16 protein-coding genes and 1 pseudogene are annotated in these 23404 nt (G+C 69.9%); 13 read left to right on the top strand and 4 right to left on the bottom strand.

Translation table 11 applies throughout. The features are described 5' to 3' along the window. Positions 1–136: 136 nt before the first annotated feature. Positions 137–565 carry a 50S ribosomal protein L11 gene (gene rplK, locus E2C04_RS15180; RefSeq protein WP_135833236.1) on the top strand — a complete coding sequence of 143 codons (429 nt, stop codon included), beginning with the start codon at positions 137–139 and terminating at the stop codon, positions 563–565. A 78-nt stretch (positions 566–643) separates the two neighbouring features. Further along, a complete protein-coding gene (gene rplA, locus E2C04_RS15175) occupies positions 644–1363 on the top strand; it encodes a 50S ribosomal protein L1 (RefSeq protein ID WP_135833235.1) in 720 nt (239 codons plus the stop codon). 187 nt (positions 1364–1550) lie between these two features. Here the strand turns inward: rplA and E2C04_RS15170 are convergent, their stop codons facing one another. After that, entirely contained in the window at positions 1551–2504 is a 954-nt protein-coding gene (locus tag E2C04_RS15170; protein WP_135833234.1) for a DnaB-like helicase C-terminal domain-containing protein, read from the bottom strand. A gap of 371 nt (positions 2505–2875) precedes the next feature. Here E2C04_RS15170 and rplJ point away from each other — a divergent pair, with 371 nt between their 5' ends. From rplJ to E2C04_RS15140, 6 genes and pseudogenes are all read left to right on the top strand, one after another. Further along, on the top strand, positions 2876–3535 hold the full coding sequence (rplJ, locus tag E2C04_RS15165; RefSeq protein ID WP_135833233.1) for a 50S ribosomal protein L10: 660 nt from the start codon (positions 2876–2878) through the stop codon (positions 3533–3535). An 80-nt stretch (positions 3536–3615) separates the two neighbouring features. Beyond that, positions 3616–4005, top strand: a complete 390-nt coding sequence (gene rplL / locus E2C04_RS15160; protein ID WP_135833232.1) for a 50S ribosomal protein L7/L12 — start codon at positions 3616–3618, stop codon at positions 4003–4005. Positions 4006–4378: 373 nt separating this feature from the next. Then, on the top strand, positions 4379–7921 hold the full coding sequence (gene rpoB / locus E2C04_RS15155) for a DNA-directed RNA polymerase subunit beta (protein ID WP_135833231.1): 3543 nt from the start codon (positions 4379–4381) through the stop codon (positions 7919–7921). Between the two features lie 20 nt (positions 7922–7941). Continuing rightward, positions 7942–11794 (top strand): annotated as a pseudogene (locus E2C04_RS21130) (DNA-directed RNA polymerase subunit beta'). Positions 11795–11905: 111 nt separating this feature from the next. After that, positions 11906–13228 carry a geranylgeranyl reductase family protein gene (locus tag E2C04_RS15145; RefSeq protein ID WP_275106518.1) on the top strand — a complete coding sequence of 441 codons (1323 nt, stop codon included), beginning with the start codon at positions 11906–11908 and terminating at the stop codon, positions 13226–13228. Between the two features lie 32 nt (positions 13229–13260). Beyond that, the gene (locus tag E2C04_RS15140; RefSeq protein WP_158630714.1) at positions 13261–14130 is read left to right on the top strand and encodes a lysophospholipid acyltransferase family protein; all 870 of its coding nucleotides are present in this window, start codon (positions 13261–13263) and stop codon (positions 14128–14130) included. Here E2C04_RS15140 and E2C04_RS15135 read toward each other — a convergent pair. Then, positions 14111–14860: an acyltransferase family protein gene (locus tag E2C04_RS15135; protein WP_158630713.1), complete on the bottom strand. Its 750-nt coding sequence runs from the start codon at positions 14858–14860 to the stop codon at positions 14111–14113. The genes E2C04_RS15140 and E2C04_RS15135 overlap by 20 nt on opposite strands. After that, entirely contained in the window at positions 14815–15165 is a 351-nt protein-coding gene (locus E2C04_RS15130) for a hypothetical protein (protein WP_135833228.1), read from the bottom strand. Before E2C04_RS15130 ends, E2C04_RS15135 begins: the two co-directional genes overlap by 46 nt. Positions 15166–15219: 54 nt before the next feature. Between E2C04_RS15130 and E2C04_RS15125 the strand changes: the two genes are divergently transcribed. The 3 genes from E2C04_RS15125 to E2C04_RS15115 are packed head-to-tail and all read left to right on the top strand — an operon-like array spanning position 15220 to position 19409. Beyond that, positions 15220–16140 (top strand): NUDIX hydrolase, encoded by a 921-nt coding sequence (locus E2C04_RS15125; protein ID WP_135833227.1) that lies wholly within the window; start codon positions 15220–15222, stop codon positions 16138–16140. Continuing rightward, on the top strand, positions 16137–16640 hold the full coding sequence (locus E2C04_RS15120; RefSeq protein WP_158630712.1) for a DUF1648 domain-containing protein: 504 nt from the start codon (positions 16137–16139) through the stop codon (positions 16638–16640). The genes E2C04_RS15125 and E2C04_RS15120 overlap by 4 nt, the downstream gene beginning before the upstream one ends. A gap of 18 nt (positions 16641–16658) precedes the next feature. After that, complete coding sequence (locus tag E2C04_RS15115) at positions 16659–19409, top strand: FAD-binding and (Fe-S)-binding domain-containing protein (protein WP_229721546.1); 2751 nt, start codon at positions 16659–16661, stop codon at positions 19407–19409. Between the two features lie 957 nt (positions 19410–20366). On the opposite strand, the gene E2C04_RS15110 is transcribed toward E2C04_RS15115, so the two are convergent. Continuing rightward, complete coding sequence (locus E2C04_RS15110; protein WP_135833224.1) at positions 20367–21965, bottom strand: HNH endonuclease; 1599 nt, start codon at positions 21963–21965, stop codon at positions 20367–20369. Here E2C04_RS15110 and E2C04_RS17850 point away from each other — a divergent pair. Together E2C04_RS17850 and E2C04_RS15105 are read left to right on the top strand one after the other, a co-directional pair. Next, positions 21964–22119 carry a hypothetical protein gene (locus E2C04_RS17850; protein WP_158630711.1) on the top strand — a complete coding sequence of 52 codons (156 nt, stop codon included), beginning with the start codon at positions 21964–21966 and terminating at the stop codon, positions 22117–22119. The two genes, E2C04_RS15110 and E2C04_RS17850, sit on opposite strands and share 2 nt — an antisense overlap. Positions 22120–22155: 36 nt before the next feature. Then, positions 22156–23403: a class I SAM-dependent methyltransferase gene (locus E2C04_RS15105; protein ID WP_135833223.1), complete on the top strand. Its 1248-nt coding sequence runs from the start codon at positions 22156–22158 to the stop codon at positions 23401–23403. Position 23404: the final 1 nt, after the last annotated feature.

Genomic DNA, 23404 nt, shown 5'->3' with positions numbered 1-23404 from the left:
CGGCGCTGCCGTGTGAACGGCATCCGCGCCAGCGTCGCGTCTGCGGCGTGAGCAACACCCAGGTGGCAGAGCCCGTCGGGAGGCATCCCGGTCCGGCTCGACAAGACCACGACGTCACGATCAGAAGGATCAAGAAATGCCTCCCAAGAAGAAGATCGCAGCCCTGGTCAAGGTCCAGCTCCAGGCTGGCTCCGCGACCCCGGCTCCGCCTGTCGGTACCGCCCTCGGTCCGCACGGCGTCAACATCATGGACTTCTGCAAGGCGTACAACGCCCAGACCGAGTCGATGCGCGGCAACGTCATCCCCGTCGAGATCACCATCTACGAGGACCGTTCGTTCACGTTCATCACCAAGACCCCGCCGGCCGCTGAGCTGATCAAGAAGGCCGCCGGCCTGGCCAAGGGTTCGGGCGTCCCGCACAAGGAGAAGGTCGGCAAGCTGACCAAGGACCAGGTTCGTGAGATCGCGCAGACCAAGCTGCCCGACCTCAACGCCAACGACATCGACGCAGCGATGAAGATCGTCGAAGGCACCGCCCGCTCCATGGGCATCACCACCGACTGATCCTCCCTCCCCGAACCACATCCCGTGGCAGAGCCGCGCTGGCTCACTGACCACACTGGAAGAAACGAGTAACCAGACATGCAGCGCAGCAAGAGCTACCGCGAGGCCGCGGCCAAGTTCGACAAGAACGAGGTCTTCTCGCCCTTCTCCGCGATCAAGATCGCCAAGGAGAACAGCAAGAAGAAGTTCGACGAGACCGTCGACGTCGTCATGCGCCTCGGCGTTGACCCCCGCAAGGCCGACCAGATGGTCCGCGGCACGGTCAACCTGCCGCACGGCACCGGCAAGACCGCCCGCGTCCTCGTGTTCGCCAACGCCGACAAGGCCGAGGCTGCCCGTGAGGCCGGCGCCGACTTCGTCGGTGGCGACGACATGATCGAGAAGGTCCAGGGCGGCTGGCTCGACTTCGACGCCGTGGTCGCGACCCCGGACATGATGGGCAAGGTCGGCCGCCTCGGTCGCGTGCTCGGTCCCCGCAACCTCATGCCGAACCCGAAGACCGGCACCGTGACGCCGGACGTGGCCAAGGCCGTGTCCGACATCAAGGGCGGCAAGATCGAGTTCCGCGTCGACCGCCACTCGAACCTGCACTTCATCATCGGCAAGGCCTCCTTCTCCGAGCTCCAGCTCGCCGAGAACTACGCCGCTGCCCTCGACGAGGTCCTGCGTCTCAAGCCGGCCAGCTCCAAGGGCCGCTACATCAAGAAGATCTCGCTCTCCACGACCATGGGCCCCGGCGTCCTGGTCGACACCAACCGCGTGAAGAACGTGGCTGTGGAGGACGAGGCTGGCGAGTGATCCTCTGATCACCGCAGACTCTGCGACGAGGCCGGTCACGCGACGCGTGGCCGGCCTCGTGCCATTTCTGGCGACGTGCCGTGCCCGGAACCAGTGAGGACCGGCCACCTGAGGGTGGCCGGTCCTCACCGGCTGCGGGAGTGCTCGGCGTCGGTCGACCTCCCACCGACCGACCGAAGCCGTGGGATCACTCCACGAAGACTCGCTCGTCCACCAGGTCCTCCGAGACCACCGAGCCCTCGGGCACGAAGCGGCCGCTGGTGAACTGCTTGCGGAACTCCACCTCGGCGCCGGTCCGGCCGGAGCGGTTCTTGTCGACCGTGAGCACCGAGTACTCGCGGAAGTTCGCGCCGTTGTTCGCCGCGTACAGCAGGTGGTGCCGGGCGACGATGTCGGCCTTGTTGGAGAGGATCAGCACGACGTCGGCCTCGTACGCCAGTGCCGTCGACCCCTTCATGTTGCGGGCGCGCATGCGCTGGCCCGGTTCGAGGCCGGCGCGGTCGGAGGCGGAGATGCTCAGCACCGGGCACTCGAACTCGATGGCGATGTCCTTGAGCCGCTCGGTCACGTGGGTGACGGCCTGCTCCTCCGCCATCTGCTCGCGCGGGCGGACCTTCTGGAGGTAGTCGATGACGACCAGCGGCGGCTCGCCGTGCTGGACCATGACCTCCTTGATGGTCCGGGCGATCACGTCGAGGTTGGTCGAGGTGGTCGTCGACCGGTGCACGTGGAGGCGCGGGGCGAACTCGGAGACCGACGCCAGGGCGTCCAGGCCGCCGTTGTAGCGGCTCAGGCGCTCGGGCAGGCCACCGGCGCCGCCGTCGGTGCCCTCGAAGGCCGCACGGACCTGGTAGACGCTGGCCGGGCTGTGCGGCGCGTGGTCGGCGGCCTCGGCGGCGATCATCTTCTGGACCAGGACCTCGGCCTCGAGCTCGAAGGAGAAGAAGACGACCGGCTGCCCGGCCTTGGCGCACTGCCGTGCGATCTGCAGGGCGAAGGTGGTCTTGCCCTCGCCCTGGGAGCCGGCGAGGAGGTTGAGGGTGCCTGCGCGCAGGCCACCGCCGAGCGCGTCGTCGAGCAACGGGAAGCCCGTGCCCCAGATCCGGACGTCGGCCTCGGGGGAGCAGGCGGTTGTCGACACGCTCCAGCACTTCGTTGAGGGGAGTCAGCATCGGGTCCACGCCACCGATTGCAACACGCAACGCCGATGACCGTGGGAAAACTGTCAGACTGAGGGCCGGTGAGGCTCGCCACCACCTACCAACCACGCGTGGATTTTGTTCAGCCCGCCGCGCTGGTCTAGTGTCACTCCTCGTAACCAGAGACCGCCGGTGGTCGCTCTGCTCGCAAGGGTGGGGATGACCTAAGGTTCCGCAGCTGCGGACGGCCAGCGCAGGTGAACAGAGCAGGATGATCTCGATCGTCCATCACGCCCTGGGCTCCTGTGCCCGGGGCGTTCGTCGTTTCAGGGGCCAGCCGGTACGTCTTCGAGCGTAGTCCGGAAGGAGACCCATGGCGCGGCCAGAGAAGGCAGCAGCCATCGCGGACATCGTTGAGTCATTCAACGGTTCCGCAGGTGCTGTGCTGACCGAGTACCGCGGTCTCACCGTGAAGCAGCTGCAGGAACTGCGGCGCTCCCTCGGCGAGAACGCCAACTACGCCGTGGTCAAGAACACGCTGGCCAAGCTTGCCGCCAACGAGGTGGGCATCACCGGCTTCGACGACCTGCTCACCGGCCCGACCGCCATCGCCTTCATCGAGGGCGACGTGGTCGAGGCGGCGAAGGGTCTGCGTGACTTTGCCAAGGCAAACCCCGCCCTTGTCATCAAGGGCGGTGTCCTGGACGGGAACATCCTCGACGCCTCCGAGATCGCCAAGCTGGCCGATCTCGAGTCGCGCGAGGTCCTGCTCGGCAAGATGGCTGGCGCAATGCTGGCCTCCCTGTCGCAGGCCGTCTACCTGCTCAACGCCCCCATCTCGCAGGCTGCCCGGCTCGCCGGCGCCCTGCAGGCCAAGGCCGAGCAGGACCCCTCGATCCTCGCAGGTGGTGCCGGCGCGCCGGCCGCTGCCGAGGACGCTCCGGCTGCCGACGAGGCCGTCTCGGAGGAGGCTCCCGCTGCGGAGGCTCCCGCCGAGGCTGCTGACGAGGCTGCCGAGTCCACCGACGCCTGATCCCAGGCCGACGTACACCACCTGAAACCCCCGGTCGGACCGACACCGGTCCGGCCACCGAATGGAAGGAATCGCCCACCATGGCGAAGCTCAGCACCGCAGAGCTCCTCGACGCGTTCAAGGAGATGACCCTCATCGAGCTCTCCGAGTTCGTGAAGGAGTTCGAGGACACCTTCGGCGTCACCGCCGCTGCCCCCGTCGCCGTTGCCGCTGCTCCCGCCGCTGGCGGCGCCGCTGGCGGCGAGGCTGCCGAGGAGAAGGACGAGTTCGACGTCGTCCTCGAGGCCGCTGGTGACAAGAAGATCAACGTCATCAAGGAGGTGCGCGCCCTCACCGGTCTCGGTCTCAAGGAGGCCAAGGAGCTGGTGGAGTCCGCCCCCAAGGCTGTCCTCGAAGGCGCCAACAAGGAGGCCGCTGACAAGGCCAAGGAGGCGCTCGAGGGCGCCGGCGCCACCGTCACCCTCAAGTGACGTCTGGTTCTCCTTGCTCGTCAGAGCACCGCTCCTCGTGAGCACCGCGAAGGCGGTCACCCGCAAGGGTGGCCGCCTTCGTGCGTACGCGGCCGCTCGTCGCGTCAACCGGGCGCCTCGCCGCGGCGCTGCTTGACCCGGACCCCTCTCGGGGGTAATCATCGTGGCCGTCACCCGGAGTGGGTCCGCGGGAACGGTCAAATGTTCTTGCGTGTGACCCAACTCCCTCCTCGCGGGTCTTGGTGGCGACCCCCTTCGTGGGATAGGCTCCTTCTTTGCGCCTGCCCTCATATGCTCTCGCCCTGTCCGGAGGGGTGTTGTAGTGGTCGGAGGCGCCACTCACCTTCAGCGATGATTTCGAAGGACGCACATCTTGGCCGCGCGCAGCTCCGCTGGTAATCCCCGTCGCATCTCTTTCGCAAAGATCAACGAGCCCCTCGAGGTTCCTTCGCTCCTGGCTCTCCAGACCGACAGCTTCCACTGGCTGATCGGCGACGAGACCTGGGACGCGACCGTTGCTGCCCGCAAGGCAGCCGGCGAGGACGTCTCCGAGAAGTCGGGGCTCGAGGAGATCTTCGAGGAGATCTCTCCGATCGAGGACTTCAACGACACCATGTCGCTGTCGTTCGAGAACCCTGTCTTCGTGGACCCGAAGTACACGGAGGAGGAGTGCAAGGAGAAGGACTTCACCTACTCCCGACCGCTCTACGTCTCCGCCGAGTTCATGAACAACACGACCGGTGAGATCAAGGCCCAGACGGTCTTCATGGGTGAGTTCCCCATGATGACGAAGAAGGGCACGTTCATCATCAACGGCACCGAGCGTGTCGTCGTGTCCCAGCTGGTCCGCTCGCCGGGTGCCTACTTCGAGCGCACCGCGGACAAGACCTCCGACAAGGACATCTACACCGCCAAGGTCATCCCCTCGCGTGGTGCCTGGCTCGAGTTCGAGATCGACAAGCGCGACCTGGTCGGCGTCCGCCTCGACCGCAAGCGCAAGCAGAACGTCACCGTCCTGCTCAAGGCCCTCCAGGCGCTCGCGTCCGAGGAGGACTACGAGGGCGAGCCGTACGACTACGAGTCGGTCATGGCCGAGCTCCGTCAGTACGAGTCGATCCAGCTGACCGAGGAGAAGGACAACACCCAGGGTCCTGACGACGCGCTGCTGGACATCTACCGCAAGCTCCGTCCGGGCGAGCCGCCGACGCGTGAGGCTGCCCTCACCCTGTTGAAGAACTACTACTTCAACCCGAAGCGCTACGACCTGGCCAAGGTCGGTCGCTACAAGATCAACAAGAAGCTGGGCCTCGACGAGGCGTTCGACCAGCAGACGCTGACCATCCAGGACGTCGTCGCCGCGATCCGCTACATCGTCCAGCTGCACGCCTCCGGCGTGCCGACGGAGCCCGTCGACCTCGTCGACGCCCAGGGCAACGTCGTCATCGGCCACGACGACAAGCCGGTCAAGGTCGCCGCCGACGACATCGACCACTTCGGCAACCGCCGCATGCGCACCGTGGGCGAGCTGATCCAGAACCAGCTCCGCACCGGTCTGGCCCGCATGGAGCGCGTCGTCCGTGAGCGCATGACGACCCAGGACGTCGAGGCCATCACGCCGCAGTCCCTGATCAACATCCGCCCGGTCGTCGCGGCGCTGAAGGAGTTCTTCGGAACCTCGCAGCTCTCGCAGTTCATGGACCAGACCAACCCGATCGCGGGCCTGACGCACAAGCGTCGCCTCTCCGCGCTCGGCCCCGGTGGTCTCTCCCGTGACCGCGCCGGCATGGAGGTCCGAGACGTCCACCCGTCGCACTACGGCCGCATGTGCCCCATCGAGACCCCTGAAGGCCCGAACATCGGCCTGATCGGTTCGCTCGCGTCGTACGGTCGCATCAACCCGTTCGGCTTCGTCGAGACCCCGTACCGCAAGGTCGAGGACGGCGTCGTCACGGACAAGATCGACTACCTGACCGCCGACGACGAGGACCGTTACGTCATCGCGCAGGCCAACGCCGCGATCGACGACGACGGCCGCTTCGTCGACGAGCGCGTCCTGGTCCGTACGAAGGGTGGCGAGGTCGCCGAGATCCTGCCCGGCGACGTGGACTACATGGACGTCTCGCCGCGCCAGATGGTGTCGGTCGCGACTGCCCTGATCCCGTTCCTCGAGCACGACGACGCCAACCGCGCGCTCATGGGCGCCAACATGCAGCGTCAGGCCGTTCCGCTGATCACCTCCGACAGCCCGCTCGTCGGCACCGGCATGGAGTACCGCGCCGCGGTCGACGCCGGTGACGTGATGGTGGCCGACAACGCCGGTGTCGTGAAGTCGGTCTCGGCCGACCTCATCGAGACCATGAACGACGACGGCACGTACTCCTCGTACCGCCTGGCGAAGTTCCGCCGGTCGAACCAGGGCACCGCGATCAACCAGCGCCCGCTGGTCAGCGAGGGTGACCGCCTCGAGGTCGGTACGCCGATCGCCGACGGCCCCTGCACCGAGAACGCCGAGATGGCGCTGGGTCGCAACCTGCTCGTGGCCTTCATGCCGTGGCAGGGCCACAACTACGAGGACGCCATCATCCTGAGCCAGCGCCTGGTTCAGGAGGACCTCCTCACCTCGATCCACATCGAGGAGCACGAGGTCGACGCCCGCGACACCAAGCTCGGCCCCGAGGAGATCACCCGGGACATCCCGAACATCTCCGAGGAGGGTCTGGCCGACCTCGACGAGCGCGGCATCATCCGCATCGGCGCCGAGGTCACCACCGGTGACATCCTCGTCGGCAAGGTCACCCCCAAGGGTGAGACCGAGCTGACCCCGGAGGAGCGCCTGCTGCGCGCCATCTTCGGTGAGAAGGCCCGCGAGGTCCGCGACACCTCGATGAAGGTGCCGCACGGTGAGTCCGGCACGGTCATCGGCGTCCGCGTCTTCGATCGCGAGGAGGGCGACGAGCTGCCGCCGGGCGTGAACCAGCTGGTTCGTGTCTACGTGGCGCAGAAGCGCAAGATCTCCGTCGGTGACAAGCTCGCCGGTCGTCACGGCAACAAGGGCGTCATCGCCAAGATCCTGCCGATCGAGGACATGCCGTTCATGGAGGACGGCACCCCGGTCGACGTGATCCTGAACCCGCTCGGTGTGCCGCGTCGTATGAACATCGGCCAGATCCTCGAGCTCCACCTCGGCTGGCTCGCCAAGCAGGGCTGGGACCTCAACCTGTCCGACGACCAGTCGGACGCCGCCTGGAAGCAGCGCCTCATCCGCATCGGTGCGGACAAGGCCGAGCCGGGCACGAAGGTCGCCACCCCGGTCTTCGACGGTGCCCGTGAGGACGAGATCGTCGGTCTGCTCGACGCGACGCTCCCGAACCGCGACGGCAAGCGTCTGATCGACTCCACCGGCAAGGCCCGTCTCTTCGACGGCCGCTCCGGTGAGCCGTTCCCGGACCCGGTCTCGGTGGGCTACAAGTACATCCTCAAGCTCCACCACCTGGTCGACGACAAGATCCACGCGCGCTCGACCGGCCCGTACTCGATGATCACCCAGCAGCCGCTCGGCGGTAAGGCCCAGTTCGGTGGCCAGCGCTTCGGTGAGATGGAGGTCTGGGCGATGGAGGCGTACGGCGCTGCCTACGCGCTCCAGGAGCTTCTGACGATCAAGTCCGACGACGTGCCCGGTCGCGTCAAGGTCTACGAAGCCATCGTGAAGGGCGAGAACATCCCCGACTCCGGCATCCCTGAGTCGTTCAAGGTTCTCATCAAGGAGATGCAGTCGCTCTGCCTCAACGTGGAGGTGCTGTCGCAGGACGGCTCCCCGATCTCGTTGAAGGACGAGGAGGACGACGTCTTCCGCGCCGCGGAGGAGCTCGGCATCGACCTGTCCCGTCGCGAGCCCAGCTCCGTCGAAGAAGTCTGAGAAGGTAGGGAATCAACACAGTGCTCGACGTCAATTTCTTCGACCAGCTCCAGATCTCGCTGGCCACCGCGGACTCCATCCGCGAGTGGAGCCACGGCGAGGTCAAGAAGCCGGAGACCATCAACTACCGCACCCTGAAGCCCGAGCGCGACGGACTCTTCTGCGAGAAGATCTTCGGTCCGACCCGGGACTGGGAGTGCTACTGCGGCAAGTACAAGCGCGTCCGCTTCAAGGGCATCATCTGTGAGCGTTGTGGCGTGGAGGTCACCCGCTCCAAGGTGCGTCGCGAGCGGATGGGCCACATCGAGCTGGCCGCGCCGGTCACCCACATCTGGTACTTCAAGGGTGTCCCGTCGCGTCTCGGCTACCTGCTCGACCTCGCCCCGAAGGACCTCGAGAAGGTCATCTACTTCGCGGCGTACATGATCACCTCCGTCGACGAGGAGGCGCGTCACCGCGACATGTCCTCCCTCGAGAACAAGGTGCAGCTCGAGCGCGAGCGTCTCGAGAAGCGTCGCGACTCGATGATCGACGACCGCGCGAAGAAGCTGGAGGAGGACCTGGCTGCCCTCGAGGCCGAGGGTGCCAAGGCCGACCAGCGTCGCAAGGTCAAGGACGGCGCGGAGCGCGAGATGGCTGCGGTCCGCAAGCGCTCCGAGAACGAGATCGCCCGCCTCGAGGAGATCTGGAACACCTTCAAGAGCCTCAAGGTCCAGGACCTCCTCGGTGACGAGATCCTGTACCGCTCGATGAAGGACTGGTTCGGCAAGTACTTCGAGGGCCACATGGGCGCCACGGCGATCCAGAAGCGCCTCCAGGACTTCGACATCGCCGCCGAGGTGGAGTCGCTGCGCGACACCATCGCCAACGGCAAGGGCCAGAAGAAGGTCCGCGCCCTCAAGCGCCTCAAGGTGGTCGACGCCTTCCGCAAGACCGGCAACCAGCCGATCGGCATGGTGCTCGACGCCGTTCCGGTGATCCCGCCGGACCTGCGCCCGATGGTCCAGCTGGACGGTGGCCGCTTCGCGACCTCCGACCTCAACGACCTGTACCGCCGCGTGATCAACCGCAACAACCGGCTCAAGCGCCTGCTCGACCTCGGTGCGCCGGAGATCATCGTCAACAACGAGAAGCGGATGCTCCAGGAGGCTGTCGACAGCCTCTTCGACAACGGCCGTCGCGGTCGCCCGGTCACGGGCCCCGGCAACCGTCCGCTCAAGTCGATCTCCGACATGCTCAAGGGCAAGCAGGGTCGCTTCCGTCAGAACCTGCTCGGAAAGCGCGTCGACTACTCGGGTCGTTCGGTCATCGTGTCGGGTCCGCAGCTGAAGCTGCACCAGTGCGGTCTGCCCAAGCAGATGGCCCTGGAGCTCTTCAAGCCGTTCGTGATGAAGCGTCTCGTCGACCTCTCGCACGCGCAGAACATCAAGTCCGCCAAGCGGATGGTGGAGCGCGCGCGCCCGGTCGTGTGGGACGTCCTCGAAGAGGTCATCACCGAGCACCCGGTGCTGCTCAACCGTGCACCCACGCTGCACCGCCTCGGCATCCAGGCCTTCGAGCCCCAGCTGATCGAGGGCAAGGCCATCCAGATCCACCCGCTCGTCTGCACCGCGTTCAACGCAGACTTCGACGGTGACCAGATGGCTGTCCACCTGCCGCTGTCGGCGGAGGCCCAGGCCGAGGCTCGCATCCTGATGCTCTCGACCAACAACATCCTCAAGCCGTCCGACGGTCGCCCGGTCACGATGCCGACCCAGGACATGATCATCGGTCTGTTCTTCCTCACCACCGACCGTGAGGACGAGCAGGGCGAGGGGCGTCTCTTCTCTCGCAGGCCGAGGCGATCATGGCGTTCGACCGCCGCGAGATCTCGCTGCAGTCGAAGGTGAAGATCCGTCTGACCGACTACGTCGCCGAGATCGGTGACGAGCCGGCCACGGCGATCGTCGAGACCACGCTGGGCCGCACGATCTTCAACGACACGCTCCCGGCCGACTACCCCTTCGTCAACGAAGAGGTGGGCAAGAAGCGTCTCGGGTCGATCGTCAACGACCTGGCCGAGCGCTACACCAAGGTCGAGGTCGCTGCCTCGCTCGACGCCCTCAAGGACGCCGGTTTCCACTGGGCCACCCGCTCGGGTGTCACCGTGTCGATCGACGACGTGACGGCTCCGGCCGCCAAGGCGGAGATCCTGTCGGGCTACGAGGCGCAGGCCTCGAAGGTCCAGCAGCAGTTCGAGCGTGGTCTGGTCACCGACGAGGAGCGCCGTCAGGAGCTCATCGAGATCTGGACCCAGGCCTCCAACGAGGTCGCCGAGGCCATGGCGAAGAACTTCGACCGGTCGAACCCGATCTACATGATGGTCGACTCCGGTGCCTCCGGAAACATGATGCAGATCCGTCAGGTCGCCGGCATGCGTGGCCTGGTGGCGAACCCGAAGGGCGAGATCATCCCGCGCCCGATCAAGGCCAACTTCCGTGAAGGCCTGTCGGTGCTCGAGTACTTCATCTCGACCCACGGTGCTCGCAAGGGTCTCGCCGACACCGCGCTGCGTACCGCCGACTCGGGCTACCTGACCCGTCGTCTGGTGGACGTCTCGCAGGACGTCATCATCCGTGAGGACGACTGCGGCACCGAGCGTGGTCTCGCCAAGGTCATCGGTGAGGTCCTGGAGGACGGCACCGTCGTCCGCCACGAGAACGCCGAGACCGCCGCGTACGCCCGCTCGGCTGCCACCGAGGTCGTCCACCCGACCACCGGCGAGGTCCTCGCCGCGCCGGGTGAGGACCTGGGTGACGTCAAGATCGGCGAGCTGGTCGAGGCCGGCATCACCGAGGTCAAGGTCCGCTCGGTCCTCACCTGTGAGGCCCGCACCGGTACCTGCGCCAAGTGCTACGGCCGCTCGCTGGCCACCGGCAAGCTGGTCGACATCGGTGAGGCCGTCGGCATCATCGCGGCCCAGTCGATCGGTGAGCCCGGCACGCAGCTCACGATGCGTACCTTCCACACCGGTGGTGTGGCGTCGGCCGACGACATCACGCAGGGTCTGCCCCGCGTCGTCGAGCTCTTCGAGGCCCGCACCCCGAAGGGCATGGCGCCCATCTCGGAGGTCGCCGGTCGCGTCGAGATCGAGGACACCGACAAGGCCCGCAAGGTCATCGTCACCCCCGACGACGGCTCCGACAAGGTCGAGTACCCGGTCTCCAAGCGTTCGCGCCTGCGCATCGCCGACGGTGACCACATCGAGGTCGGCGACCTGCTGACCTTCGGTACGCCCGACCCAAGGAGGTCCTGCGGGTCCTCGGTATCCGCCGGGCGCAGCAGCACCTGGTGGACGAGGTCCAGCAGGTGTACCGCAGCCAGGGTGTGTCGATCCACGACAAGCACATCGAGATCATCGTGCGCCAGATGCTCCGTCGCGTGACGGTCATCGAGTCCGGTGAGACCAACCTGCTGCCGTCCGACCTGGTCGACCGCTCCCTCTTCGAGGAGGAGAACCGTCGCGTGGTCTCCGAGGGCGGCAAGCCGGCCTCGGGTCGTGCGGAGCTCATGGGCATCACGAAGGCCTCGCTGGCCACCGAGTCGTGGCTCTCGGCCGCCTCCTTCCAGGAGACGACCCGAGTCCTCACCGACGCGGCGATCAACGGTCGTTCGGACTCCCTGCTGGGTCTGAAGGAGAACGTGATCATCGGAAAGCTCATCCCGGCCGGTACCGGTCTGGAGCGCTACCGCAACATCCGCGTCGAGCCGACCGAGGAGGCCCGTGCGGCCGCCTACCAGGTCACCGGCTACGACTACGACTACGACTTCGGTCAGGGTGGCGGCCAGGCCGTCGCGCTGGACGACTTCGACTTCGGTTCCTACCAGAACTGAGTCGTCGCCCGCAGTCACCCGTGAGGGTCGGCTCCACCTCGGTGGGGTCGGCCCTCGCGGCATTTCCGGTGGGAAGTCGCTGCCTCAGGACCACCCTGCGACAATCGACCCGTGCCCGCCTCCCCGCCCGTCCAGCCAGTGCCCGCCCCGACCGTGCCCGCCCCGACCGTGCCCGCCCAGACCGACGTCCTCGTCGTCGGCGCCGGTCCCGCCGGATCCGGTGCTGCCGCGTGGGCGGCCCGCCACGGCATGGAGACCCTGCTCGTCGACGCGGCCGTCTTCCCGCGCGACAAGACCTGTGGCGACGGCCTCACGCCGCGCGCCATCCACGAGCTGCAGGCGCTGGGGCTCACCGACTGGGTGAGGGGCCACACCGTCAACCACGGCCTGCGCGCCCACGGCTTCGGCCAGACCCTCGAGCTGAACTGGCCCGACGTCAAGGGCTCCGACCTGCCGACCTGGGGCTCCGCGGTCGCCCGCACCGAGTTCGACGACCACCTCCGGCGTACGGCCGTGGCTTCCGGCGCGACCTGCGTCGACGGGGCACGCGCGGTCGACGTCGTGATGGAGGGCGACCGGGTCTCCGCGGTCGTCCTCGAGACCACCGGCCCCGACGGCAGGCAGCGGGTCGAGGTCCGCTGCCGCTGGCTGGTCGTCGCCGACGGCGTACGCTCCCCGCTCGGCAAGCGCCTCGGGCGCGAGTGGCACCGCGACACGGTCTACGGGGTCGCGGGCCGGTCGTACGTGAAGTCCGAGCGCAGCGACGACCCGTGGATCTCCTCGCACCTCGAGCTGCGTGACGAGGGCGGCAAGGCGCTGGCCGGCTACGGCTGGATCTTCCCGCTCGGCACCGGCGAGGTGAACCTCGGCGCCGGCGCGCTGGCCACCGCCAAGCGCCCCGCCGACATCGCGGTCAAGCCGCTGATGCGCCACTACGCCGACCAGCTGCGCGACGAGTTCGAGCTGCACGGCGACCTGCGCGCCGAGGCCTCCGCGCTGCTGCCGATGGGCGGCGCGGTGAGCAACGTGGCCGGTCGCAACTGGGCGCTGGTCGGCGACGCCGCCGGCTGCGTCAACCCGCTCAACGGTGAGGGCATCGACTACGGCCTGGAGACCGGCCGCGTGCTGGCCGAGCTGCTCGCCGTCCACGGCGAGGACGACGGCTACTCGCTGGCCGAGGCCTGGCCCGCGCTGCTGCGCGAGAGCTACGGCGAGTCGTTCTCGATCGCGCGCCGCCTCGCGGGGATCGCGACCGTGCCGAAGGTGATCACGGCGTTGGGCCCGATCGGCATGCGCTCGGACCTGCTGATGACGCTGGCGCTGCGCTGGATGGGCAACCTCGTCACCGAGGAGGACCGCGACCGGGCGGCCCGCGTGTGGCGCTGGGCCGGTCGCCAGTCGATCGCCCGCGACGCCAGGCCGCCGTTCTCCTGACAGCGCACCTCGGCACGACGACCATGGGTGCCGTGGCACGCAGGGACCTGACCTACCGCACGGCGTTGACGCTGGGGCGGGCGGCGCTGCGCGCCCTGGACGCCCGCGTCGAGGTCGTCGGCGTCGACAACATCCCGACCACCGGTCCGGTCATCATCGCCTCCACCCACGTCTCCTACGGCGACATGCTGCCGATCGCGCTGGCGGCCCGCGGGCGGGGGCGTCTGCCCCGTTTCATGTCGCGGTACGACGTGTGGCACGCCCGCGGTATCGCGCGGCCGATGACCGCCATGGGCCACATCCCCGTCGACCGGGCCGCGCCGGCCGCTGCGTACCTTCAGGCGCGACGCCTCTTGCGTGCCGGCGAGACGGTCGCGACCTTCCCCGAGGCCGGGATCTCGTACTCGTACACGGTGCGCCCGTTGATGCGCGGCACGGCGGCGCTGGCCCGGGAGACCGGCGCGGTCGTCGTCCCGACCGCGCTGTGGGGCGTGCAGCGCATCTACAGCGTGGGTCGGCCCGAGGGCGGCGTGCTGGGCGGCAAGGAGCCGCCGCCGGACCTCACCCGTGGGCGGCGCATCGACCTGCACTTCGGGCAGCCGCTGACGGTGGGGCCGGGGGAGGACCTCACCGAGTGGACCACCAAGCTCGGCGTGCGGCTCACCGACATGCTCGAGGGGCTGCAGACGCTGGAGCACCACCGGCCCTCGCCGGGGGAGCACGCGCCCTGGTATCCGCAGCACCTGGGCGGGCACGCGCCCTGCCGCTCGGAGGCGGAGGCGTGGGACAACACGCCCCGCCATGCCGTGCCGGCGACCTGGGGGCCGCCGTGGCTCGGGTGGCCGCGTGACGGGGGCGCCAGCGATGGCGCCACCGACGGTCTCAGCCCCGGCGGCGCCTGAGGCTGCGTACGGCGTCGACCGGGTCGACGATCCACGACAGCCGCCTCGCCACCGGCGGCCAGCCGAGGAAGAACGCGAGCGCCACCGCGAAGGCGACGACCGCCAGCACCTGCGTCCAGGCGTGGTCGGGCAGCAGGTCGACCAGGTCGAGGGCGATCACGCCCTGCATCACGAAGCCGTGCAGCAGGTAGACCACCATCGTCCAGGCGCCCATCGCGGTGATCGCGTGCTTCCTGCGGGGCAGCAGCGCCAGCACGGACAGGGCCCCGACCAGACCCAGCCCCAGCAGCAGCGCGCGGATCGCCATGCCCTGCTCGGTCGAGGCGTCGAGGTGGCCGTAGGGCGTGCGGTAGTAGAGCCACTCGGTCGGGAACCAGGTGTCGGTGTGGGCGGAGAACCACCACAGGCCGGCCATCGCGACGAGTGCGAACGGCACCGAGACCCGGCGTTTCAGCAGCACCGTCAGCCAGCCGGGCAGGTGCACGCCGAGCACGTAGAACGGCAGGAACCCGATCACCCGGTTGAGGTCGAGCCACGGGAGGTCCCAGCGACCGACCACCAGGCTGAGCGCGACCGCGCCGGGCAGCCAGAGCCAGCTGCGCCGCACGACGGGCGTGGCCAGCCTCCAGACGACCATGGCGAGCAGGTACCAGAACGGCCACGACGGGTCGATCCACCACGGCTTCAGCGACTCCAGGCTCGAGACGTCGTCGGAGACGTTGACCCGCACCCAGCCCATCGCCGTGGAGAGCAGGAGGTAGGGGACCAGGAAGACCGTGACGAGCTGGGTGAGGTGGCGCCGGCTCCAGGTCGCGTTGCGCGACGTCCACCCGAGACCAGCACGAAGGCGGGGATGTGGAAGAGGTAGAGGAAGTCGTAGACGTGCGCTGCCGGGGCGCTCTCCGGGGCGATCGTGAGGAAGTGACCGACCACCACGAGGGTGACCAGCACGGTCTTCGCGTTGTCGATCCAGGGGTCGCGTCGGAGGGGTGCGGAGGCTGCTTCCCGGCCGGGTCGGCTCGTCACGGTCGGCATCTCGACACCGTAGGCGAGCGATCAAGTCTGGGGCGAGTGACCTAGGTTGGTGGCATGAACGCGCCCGGATCCCTGCCCCGCTACCAGCGCGTCGCTGCGTACGCGGTGATCCGACGGACGCTCGCCGACGGCACCGACGAGATCCTGCTCTCGCGCGTCGCCGAGCGGATCTCCGCGCAGGAGATGTGGACGCTGCCCGGCGGTGGCGTCGACCACGGCGAGGACCCCCGCGACGCGGTCGTGCGCGAGGTCTACGAGGAGGCCGGGCTGGCTGCCGCGGTCGGCGAGACCGCCCACGTCTACTCGGCCTACATGCCCGGCGTACGACGTGACGGGCGGATGGTCGACGCGCACGCGCTGCGCATCGTCTACGAGGGGTGGGTCGCCAAGGACGCCCCGGCGCCGCAGGTCATGGAGGTCGACGGCTCCACCGTCGAGTCGGCCTGGAAGCCGATCGCGGACGTCGTCACCGGAAAGGTGCCGGTCTTCGCGATGGTCGCCGACGCGCTCGGCGACCTGCAGCCGACGCGGCTGCAGCGGCTGGCTGCGTACGGCGTCGTCACCCGACAGGGCGCCGACGGCGAGGAGTGGCTGATGACCCGGATCTCGTCGGCCGGCTTCCACTCCGGTGCCTGGACGCTGCCCGGCGGGGGAGTCGAGCACGGCGAGCCGCCGGCCGACGCGCTGGCGCGCGAGGTGCTCGAGGAGTGCGGCGTCGGTTGCGAGGTCGGCGAGCTGCTCGGGGTGCACGACGAGCACTTCACGGGCACCTCGCCCGAGGGGCGGCTCGAGGACTACCACGGCGTGCACCTGGTCTTCAAAGCTGCGCTCGCCGAGGGGGCGGAGCCCTACGTCGCCGAGCTCGGCGGCACCACCGACGCGGTCGAGTTCGTGCCGCTGTCGCGCCTGCGCTCCGGCGAGGTGGAGCTGCACGACGTGGCGCGGTACGCCGTGGAGCACTGGAGCGCGCGGTGACGCCGCGGCAGCTGAACCTGCTCTCCCTGGCGGTGCTGCTCGTCGTGCTGGCGCTCAGCTGGGCGGCGATGCCCTCGGGTCGGATCGCCGTGCACTTCGGTGCCGGCGGCGAGCCCGACAGCTGGGGCACCCGCACCGAGCTGGTCGGCGTGGTTGGGTCGATCGTCGTCGCTGCCTGGCTCTTCGTCGCGTGGCTGTCGCACGCGTCGGACCGGTTGCACTGGTCGATGGTCAACATCCCGCGCAAGGAGTTCTGGTCGCGCCCCGAGAACGAGGCGGTCGCGAGGGAGCGGCTTGCGGTCGACATGGCGCTGGTCAACGGCTGGATGATCGCGCTGGTCGTCGCCATCTGCCCGGCGATGGTGCTGGCGACGCGGCGGGGCGAGATGTCCGGAGCGCTGGGGTGGTACGTCGTCGGGGTCATTGCGCTGCTCTGCGTCGTCCTGACCGTCGTGATCCTGCGTCGCAACCGCTTCTACCGCGACGTGCCCGAGGCCTGAGTGCGCGCCGTGCCGGGCGTGAGCGCGCAGGACCTGGTCGCGGCCCTGGCTGCGGTCGGCGTGCACGACGTCGGGGCCAGCGACCTCGACCGGGCGCTGTACGCGGCCGACGCGTCGCTCTACCGGGTGCTGCCGAGGGTGGTGGTGCGGCCTTGGCACACCGACGAGCTCTCCGCCGTGCTGGCCGTCGCGCGGGAGACCGGCACTCCGCTCACCATGCGCGGAGCCGGCACCTCGATCGCCGGCAACGCCGTCGGGCCGGGGATCGTCGTCGACACCTCGCGCCACCTGACCCGGATCCGTGAGTTCGACCTCGAGTCCGGGACCGCCGTCGTCGAGCCCGGCGTGGTGCACGCGGCGCTCCAGCACCGTGCGGTCGCGGCGGGGTGGCGCTTCGGCCCCGACCCCTCGACGCACACCCGCTGCACGGTCGGCGGGATGGTCGGCAACAACGCGTGCGGGTCGCGGGCGCTGGGCTACGGGCGTACGAGTGACAACGTCGAGGCGCTCGACGTGCTGTGGGGCACCGGCGAGCGGCAGCGGCTGGCGCCCGGCGTCAGCGACGGCGTCGCCGGCCGGGTCGCCGCGGTCGCCGCCGCCGACCTGGGGCACGTGCGGACCCGGTTCGGGCAGTTCTCCCGGCAGGTCAGCGGCTATGCGCTCGAGCACCTGCTGCCCGAGCGGCTGCGGCCGGAGCGCTTCGTCGTGGGCAGCGAGGGGACGTTGGCGCTGGTCGAGGCGGCGACCGTGCGGCTGGTGCGGGACGCGCCGGTGCGCCAGCTGGTGGTGCTCGGCTACGCGTCGATGGTCGAGGCGGCGGACGCCGTGCCGGGGTTGCTGGCGGTCGACGGGCTGGTCGCCTGCGAGGGGTTGGACGAGCGGATCGTGCGGCTGGTGACCTCGCCGCCAGCGCTGCCGCGGGGCGCCGGATGGCTCTTCGCGGAGGTGACCGGCGAGGACGCCGGGGTCGCTGGGGAGCGGGCACGCGCTGTGCTCGCAGCGGCCGGTGCGCTGGAGGCGTCGGTCGTCACGGACCCGACCCAGCAGGCGTTGCTCTGGCGGATTCGTGAGGACGGCGCCGGGCTGGCGGCCCGGTCGTTGACGCGGCCGGCCCACGCCGGCTGGGAGGACGCGGCGGTGCCGCCCGAGCGGCTGGGGGCCTGGCTGCGGGAGTTCGACGCGCTGCTGCGCGCCCACGACCTCGACGGCGTGCCCTACGGCCACTTCGGCGACGGCTGCGTGCACGTGCGGATCGACTTCGACTTCACCGACGGGGGTGGGCGGTTCGAGGCGTTCCTGCGGGAGTGCGCGGTGGCGCTCGCCGCGCACGGCGGCTCGCTGTCGGGGGAGCACGGCGACGGGCGGGCGCGCTCCGAGCTGCTGCCGCTGATGTACGACGCCCGCTCGCTCGAGCTCTTCACCGCGGTGAAGGCGGCCGCGGATCCCGACGGCCTGCTCAACCCCGGAGTGCTGGTCGACCCCGCGCCGCTGGTGGCCGACCTGCGCCCCGCGCGGGCCGTGCGTGCGGTGCCGGGGCTGCGGCTCGTGGACGACCTGGCCGGCGAGGCGCACCGCTGCACCGGCGTCGGCAAGTGCGTCTCTGCCCACTCACCCGGTGTCATGTGCCCGTCGTGGCAGGCGACGCGCAACGAGAAGGACTCCACCCGCGGGCGGGCGCGCGTGCTTCAGGAGGCGCTGGACGCCCGCGGCAGCATCGACCTGGCCGGGCCGGAGGTCGCCGAGGCGCTGGACCTCTGCCTGTCGTGCAAGGCGTGCGCCACCGACTGTCCGACCGGCGTCGACATGGCGACGCTCAAGTCGGAGGTGCTGCAGCAGCGCTTCGCGGGGCCGCTGGGGAGGTTGCGCCGGCCGCGGACGCACCACACGCTCGGCCGACTGCCGGCCCTTCTCAACTCACCGGTGCGAGGGCTGATGCCGCTGGCGGCCGGAGACTCGCTGCTGGCGCGCGCTGCCAAGCGGGTGGCCGGGGTGGACGGCCGACGCTCGCTGCCGATGCCGTCGGGCGAACGCCTGCGGGGGAGCGGAGTCGCACCCACCGACGCAGCGCGCGTCGCGCCAGACGTCTGGATCTGGGCCGACACCTTCACCGACCACTTCGCGGCCGACGCTGCCCGAGCAGCCGCCCGGGTGCTGGACGGCGCGGGGATGCGAGCGGAGGTCATCGGGGCGCGCGGGTGCTGCGGGTTGACGTACGTCTCCACCGGCCAGCTCGACGCTGCCGGCCGCAGTGTCGACTCCCTCGTCGCGGCGCTCGAGCCGTACGTCGCCACCGGTGCGCCCGTCCTCGGGTTGGAGCCGTCGTGCCTGGCGACGCTGCGCAGCGACGCCGTACGCCTGGCTACGGACCCCGCGGCTGCGCGGCGGGTGGCCGACGCGACGGTGACCCTGGCCGAGCTGCTGGAGCGTGCTGAGGTGCGGCTGCCGGACCTGACCGGGAGGACGGTCGTGGTGCAGCCGCACTGCCACCAGTACGCCGTCGGCGGCTTCGCTCCGGACGAGGCGCTGCTGCGGCGGACAGGCGCGACGGTCGTGAAGGTGTCCGGGTGCTGCGGCCTGGCCGGCAACTTCGGCGTGGAGAAGGGCCACCACGAGGTGTCGGTGGCGGTCGCCGAGACCCACCTGCTGCCTGCGTTGCGTGCGCATCCCGACGCTGTGGTGCTGGCCGACGGGATGTCGTGCCGGACCCAGGTCACCGACCTGGCCGGGCGTGAGGTGCTGACGTTGGCGGAGCTGCTGGCGGGAGCCTGACCTCAGGTGTGGCGGCGACCGAAGCGGCGTACGGCCAGGGCCGTGCCCATGGCGGCATCGAGCAGCGTGAAGACCGCTCCCGAGACGAGGGCGGTGCGAGCGGCAGCGCTGCGCCCCGGGCGTACGCCGGCGGTCAGCATCGCGGCGGAGGCAGCGACCTCGGCGGTGAGCACGGCGCCGGTGGCGACGCGGTTGCGCTGCACCCGGTCGTAGAGACGGCCGTACGCAGTCCGACGCGCGACCTCCTCGGCCGGCGCGTCGTAGTAGCGCAGGACGGTGTCGACGACCGAGCGGGCCATCGACGCGGCCTCGAAGCGGGACGAGTCGGGGAGCTCGGCGCGGCCCTCGTGCACGTCGGCGGCCAGCGTCGGCAGGCCGAGCGCAGCGAGGACGCGGGCGGTCCACTGCTCGTCCATCGGGGACTGGAGCACGTCGGCCACCTTCGCCACGTCGAGGTGGCGGAAGCGCGGGTGGGTGAGCACCTCGCGCAGGTCGGAGTCGACGGCCAGGTGCGGGTTGGTCAGGCCGGCGACGGCGGGGTCGTCGACCTCGGCGAAGGCCGGCTGCAGGTGTGGCTCGTGGGTGAGGGCGTGGCCGATGGTGTCGTTCCACGCGGTGAGGACCTGGATCTCGCGCGTACGCCCGTGGCGGTGCAGGAGGACGGCGGGCAGGTCGCTCGGCAGCCAGCCGTGGTCGTCGGGGGCGACGTACGCCTCGTCGAAGCGGACCAGCGTCCAGCCGCCGACGTGGGTCGCGTCGAGGGCCCCGAGGTCGTGGGCGAGCAGCGGGAGGGAGGAGTCGACGGCACGGCAGAGCATGACGTCGGGGACGTCCTCCTCCTCGTCGCCCTCCTCGAAGCCACCCCACGCCTCGTCGCCGATGACCAGCTCGAGGCCGAGCGACTCGGCGAGCGCCGGGCCGAACGTGCTCAGCGGGGCGCCGGCACGGACCTTGCCGTCACGCAGCACCTGGACGCGGTCGACGTCGTCGACCAGCAGGACGATCGTGCACGCCTCGTCGACGCCCACGGGACCGTCCTGCACCGAGCCGAGCACGCCGTTGGTGCGCAGGTGGTCGAGCACGTCGGCAGGGTCGACCGCCTGGCCCTCGGCCGGGTGGAGCCAGCCGAGGAACGGACGCAGGGTGACGGCGGTAGGGGTGACGCTCATGGTTCGAGAGTAGCCGGGGCCTGTCGATCATCCATGGCGATGGTCCGGCCGCCGGTGACGAGGAAGGTCTGGCCGTGGGGTCGGTCCAGAGGTGGTCGGGTGGGTGACCGGGTCTGGTGTCCGGCCTTCCGGGTGGGTCGGCCGTGCGATCGGTGAGTACGACGTAGCGCCAGCGTCCGTCGGTCTTGGCGCGGTGGTGGCGTCGGCACAGGGGCGCCAGGTTGTCGGGTGTGGTCCCCGGAGTTGCATGCCCGTCGGGGTCCCAAGGAACGACGTGGTCGAGGTCCCCGGCGCGGGCGTCGCGGCCGCAGAACGGGAAGACGCACCCGTGGTGTCGCAGCACCACCTGGTCCCGCGTCCGCGGCGGCGGATCGTGCGGCGGGCTCCAGGTGGTGTCGGCGAGGTCGAGGACTGGCGTGACGGTCACCTTCGTGCCGCCGAGCCACTGCTTGAGGAGGTCGGTGGTGATCGGGCCGAACCGCTCGACCTCGGCAATCGCCACCTCTGCGCCGGTCTGGCTGCCGTTACCGGACCGGCCGAGCGTGGCCAGGTCCGCCAACGAGGCGTGGACGTACACCTTGAGCGCCTGCCTCGGCGCCCCGCGACCGGTCTTGGACGCAGCGGCGTCGGCGGCGGCGAACCCGAACGCGAGCTGGTCGACACCTTCGCGAGCGAGCGAGAGCAGTGCCTTTACCCGCCGCGCCCCGACTGTGTCGGCGTCCCCGGCGCCAGCCAGGGCATCGGCGTCGGCGCTGATCCGGTCCATCACCTCACCAAGGGCCACGGTGTCACCGACAGCGGTCAGCTGGCTGGTCCCGGCCCAGCCACGCGGGTGAGTCAGGTCGACGTCCCACTTCGCCCGCTCGGCGGCTTCCTTCTCCTTCTGACCTGCGGGGTCGATGCGGGCCACCGCGAGCGCGATCAACCGGTCCAACGCCGCCGCGCCGATCGAGCCAGCGGCGCCGATCATCTGCCGGTCGACCCACCGTGCTGCCTCCAGCGACAACGACCGCGTTGCGGTCGCGATCCGGCGGGCCTTCCACACGGCGACCTCGAGGGCCTGGACCTGGTCCCACAACCGCGGCAACCGGTGCACCAGATCCACCGTGTCAGCCAACAAGCTCTGAGCCGATGCCGGCGAGACCCGCAGCACCCCCGCCAACGGCTCCGCGGTGAAGGCCGCCACCCCCGGCGTACCCGCACCGCCCGGGAACTCATCAGCCGACAGCACCCCGCCTTCACCGAGCGCGGGGTGGCTGACCACCCACGCGTAGACCAGCTCAAGCTCCTCGGCCTCCGCGGCCGCGATCAGCTGCCGGTGCGCACCCAGCTCACGCAGCAGCTCGGCGGCAGTGGCCGAGTCGGCGGGGCGGGTGGTGGCTTCCATGGGTCAACCCAACCAGTGGCCGCCGACAGTTTTCGCTGGCCAGCCCCCAGCGGCCTACCATCGAGGAATGACCCCCAAGCAGCGTCGACTCGTCATCCCGATCTCCTTGGGCGCCCTGATCCTGATCGCCGTCATCGCCGCCCTGGTGAAGTGACGCGACGCGACGAAGAGTGAAGTGACCCAGAGTTCGATGGCTGCTGAACCCCTGCTCCGTGCCCTCATGCGCGTCCGTGCGATGCTCCTCGACGACGCCACGCTCGTGCGTGCCGTCGCCTCGGGCCGTCAGAAGGGCGAGACGCCCGACTGGAAGCGGGTCGAGCTGCGCTGGGTCGACCTCAAGGCCGGCCGCCACCTGCAGGTCGTGCGGTACGACGAGACGCAGGCGCACACCTCCAACCACACCGCCGACGGCGACCTGCGCGAGGTCGTCGACGCCCTGCTGGACGAGCCCTTCGGCAACTGGCACGTCGAGACCACCACGGAGCAGGTGCAGGTCCGCGTCACCAAGAAACTCGAGGCGATGGTCAACGTCACCGCCCGCGCCGAGGCCGTCGAGGTCGAGCGCAGTCACGACCAGGCCAAGGAGCGCCTCCTCGCGGAGGACGACCCGGTGCTGCTCGCGGTGGGCATCTCGACCGCCGACGGCAAGGTCAAGCCGACCCGTCAGGCCAAGTACCGCCAGGTCGAGGAGTTCCTCCGCCTCCTCGACGCCTCCATCACCGACGCGCTCAAGAAGAAGGCGCTGCGCCAGCCCTCGAAGGCCGACCCGCTGCGCATCGTCGACCTCGGCTGCGGCAACGCCTACCTGACCTTCGCCGCCCAGCGCTACCTCACCCACGTACGCAAGCTCCCGGTGCACGTCACCGGCGTGGACGTGAAGCAGCAGTCCGCCGACCACAACACGAAGGTGGCCGCCGAGCTCGGCATCGAGGCCGACTTCGTCGTCGGCACCATCGCCGACGCGGTCCTCGACCCGGCCCCCGACGTCGTCCTCGCGCTGCACGCCTGCGACACCGCCACCGACGAGGCCCTGCACCGCGCGGTCGAGTGGGGCGCCTCGCTCGTGCTCGCCGCGCCCTGCTGCCACCACGACATCGCCGCCCAGCTGCGCAAGGCGCGTACGCCGTCGCCCTACGCCGCGCTGACCCGTCACGGAATCCTGCGCGAGCGGTTCGCCGACACCCTCACCGACGCGCTGCGCGCCTCGCTGATGCGCCTCGAGGGCTACAAGGTCGACGTCGTTGAGTTCGTCGAGTCGGCCCACACCCCGCGCAACACGCTGCTGCGCGCCATCCGCACCGGCAGCAGGGTGAAGGGCGGCGGCGTGCGCAAGGAGTACGAGGAGCTCGTCGGCACCTGGGGGATCAGCCCCAAGCTCGCCGAGCTGCTCGACGAGCCCGTGGGCGGCGACGGCGCCGCCCTGCGCGCGGCGGACTGAC

Source organism: Nocardioides daphniae, from assembly GCF_004777465.1.
GTDB classification, from domain to species: Bacteria; Actinomycetota; Actinomycetes; order Propionibacteriales; family Nocardioidaceae; genus Nocardioides; species Nocardioides daphniae.
The sequence above is the reverse complement of the archived record's forward strand: the minus strand, read 5'-3'. Positions and strand labels throughout refer to the sequence as shown.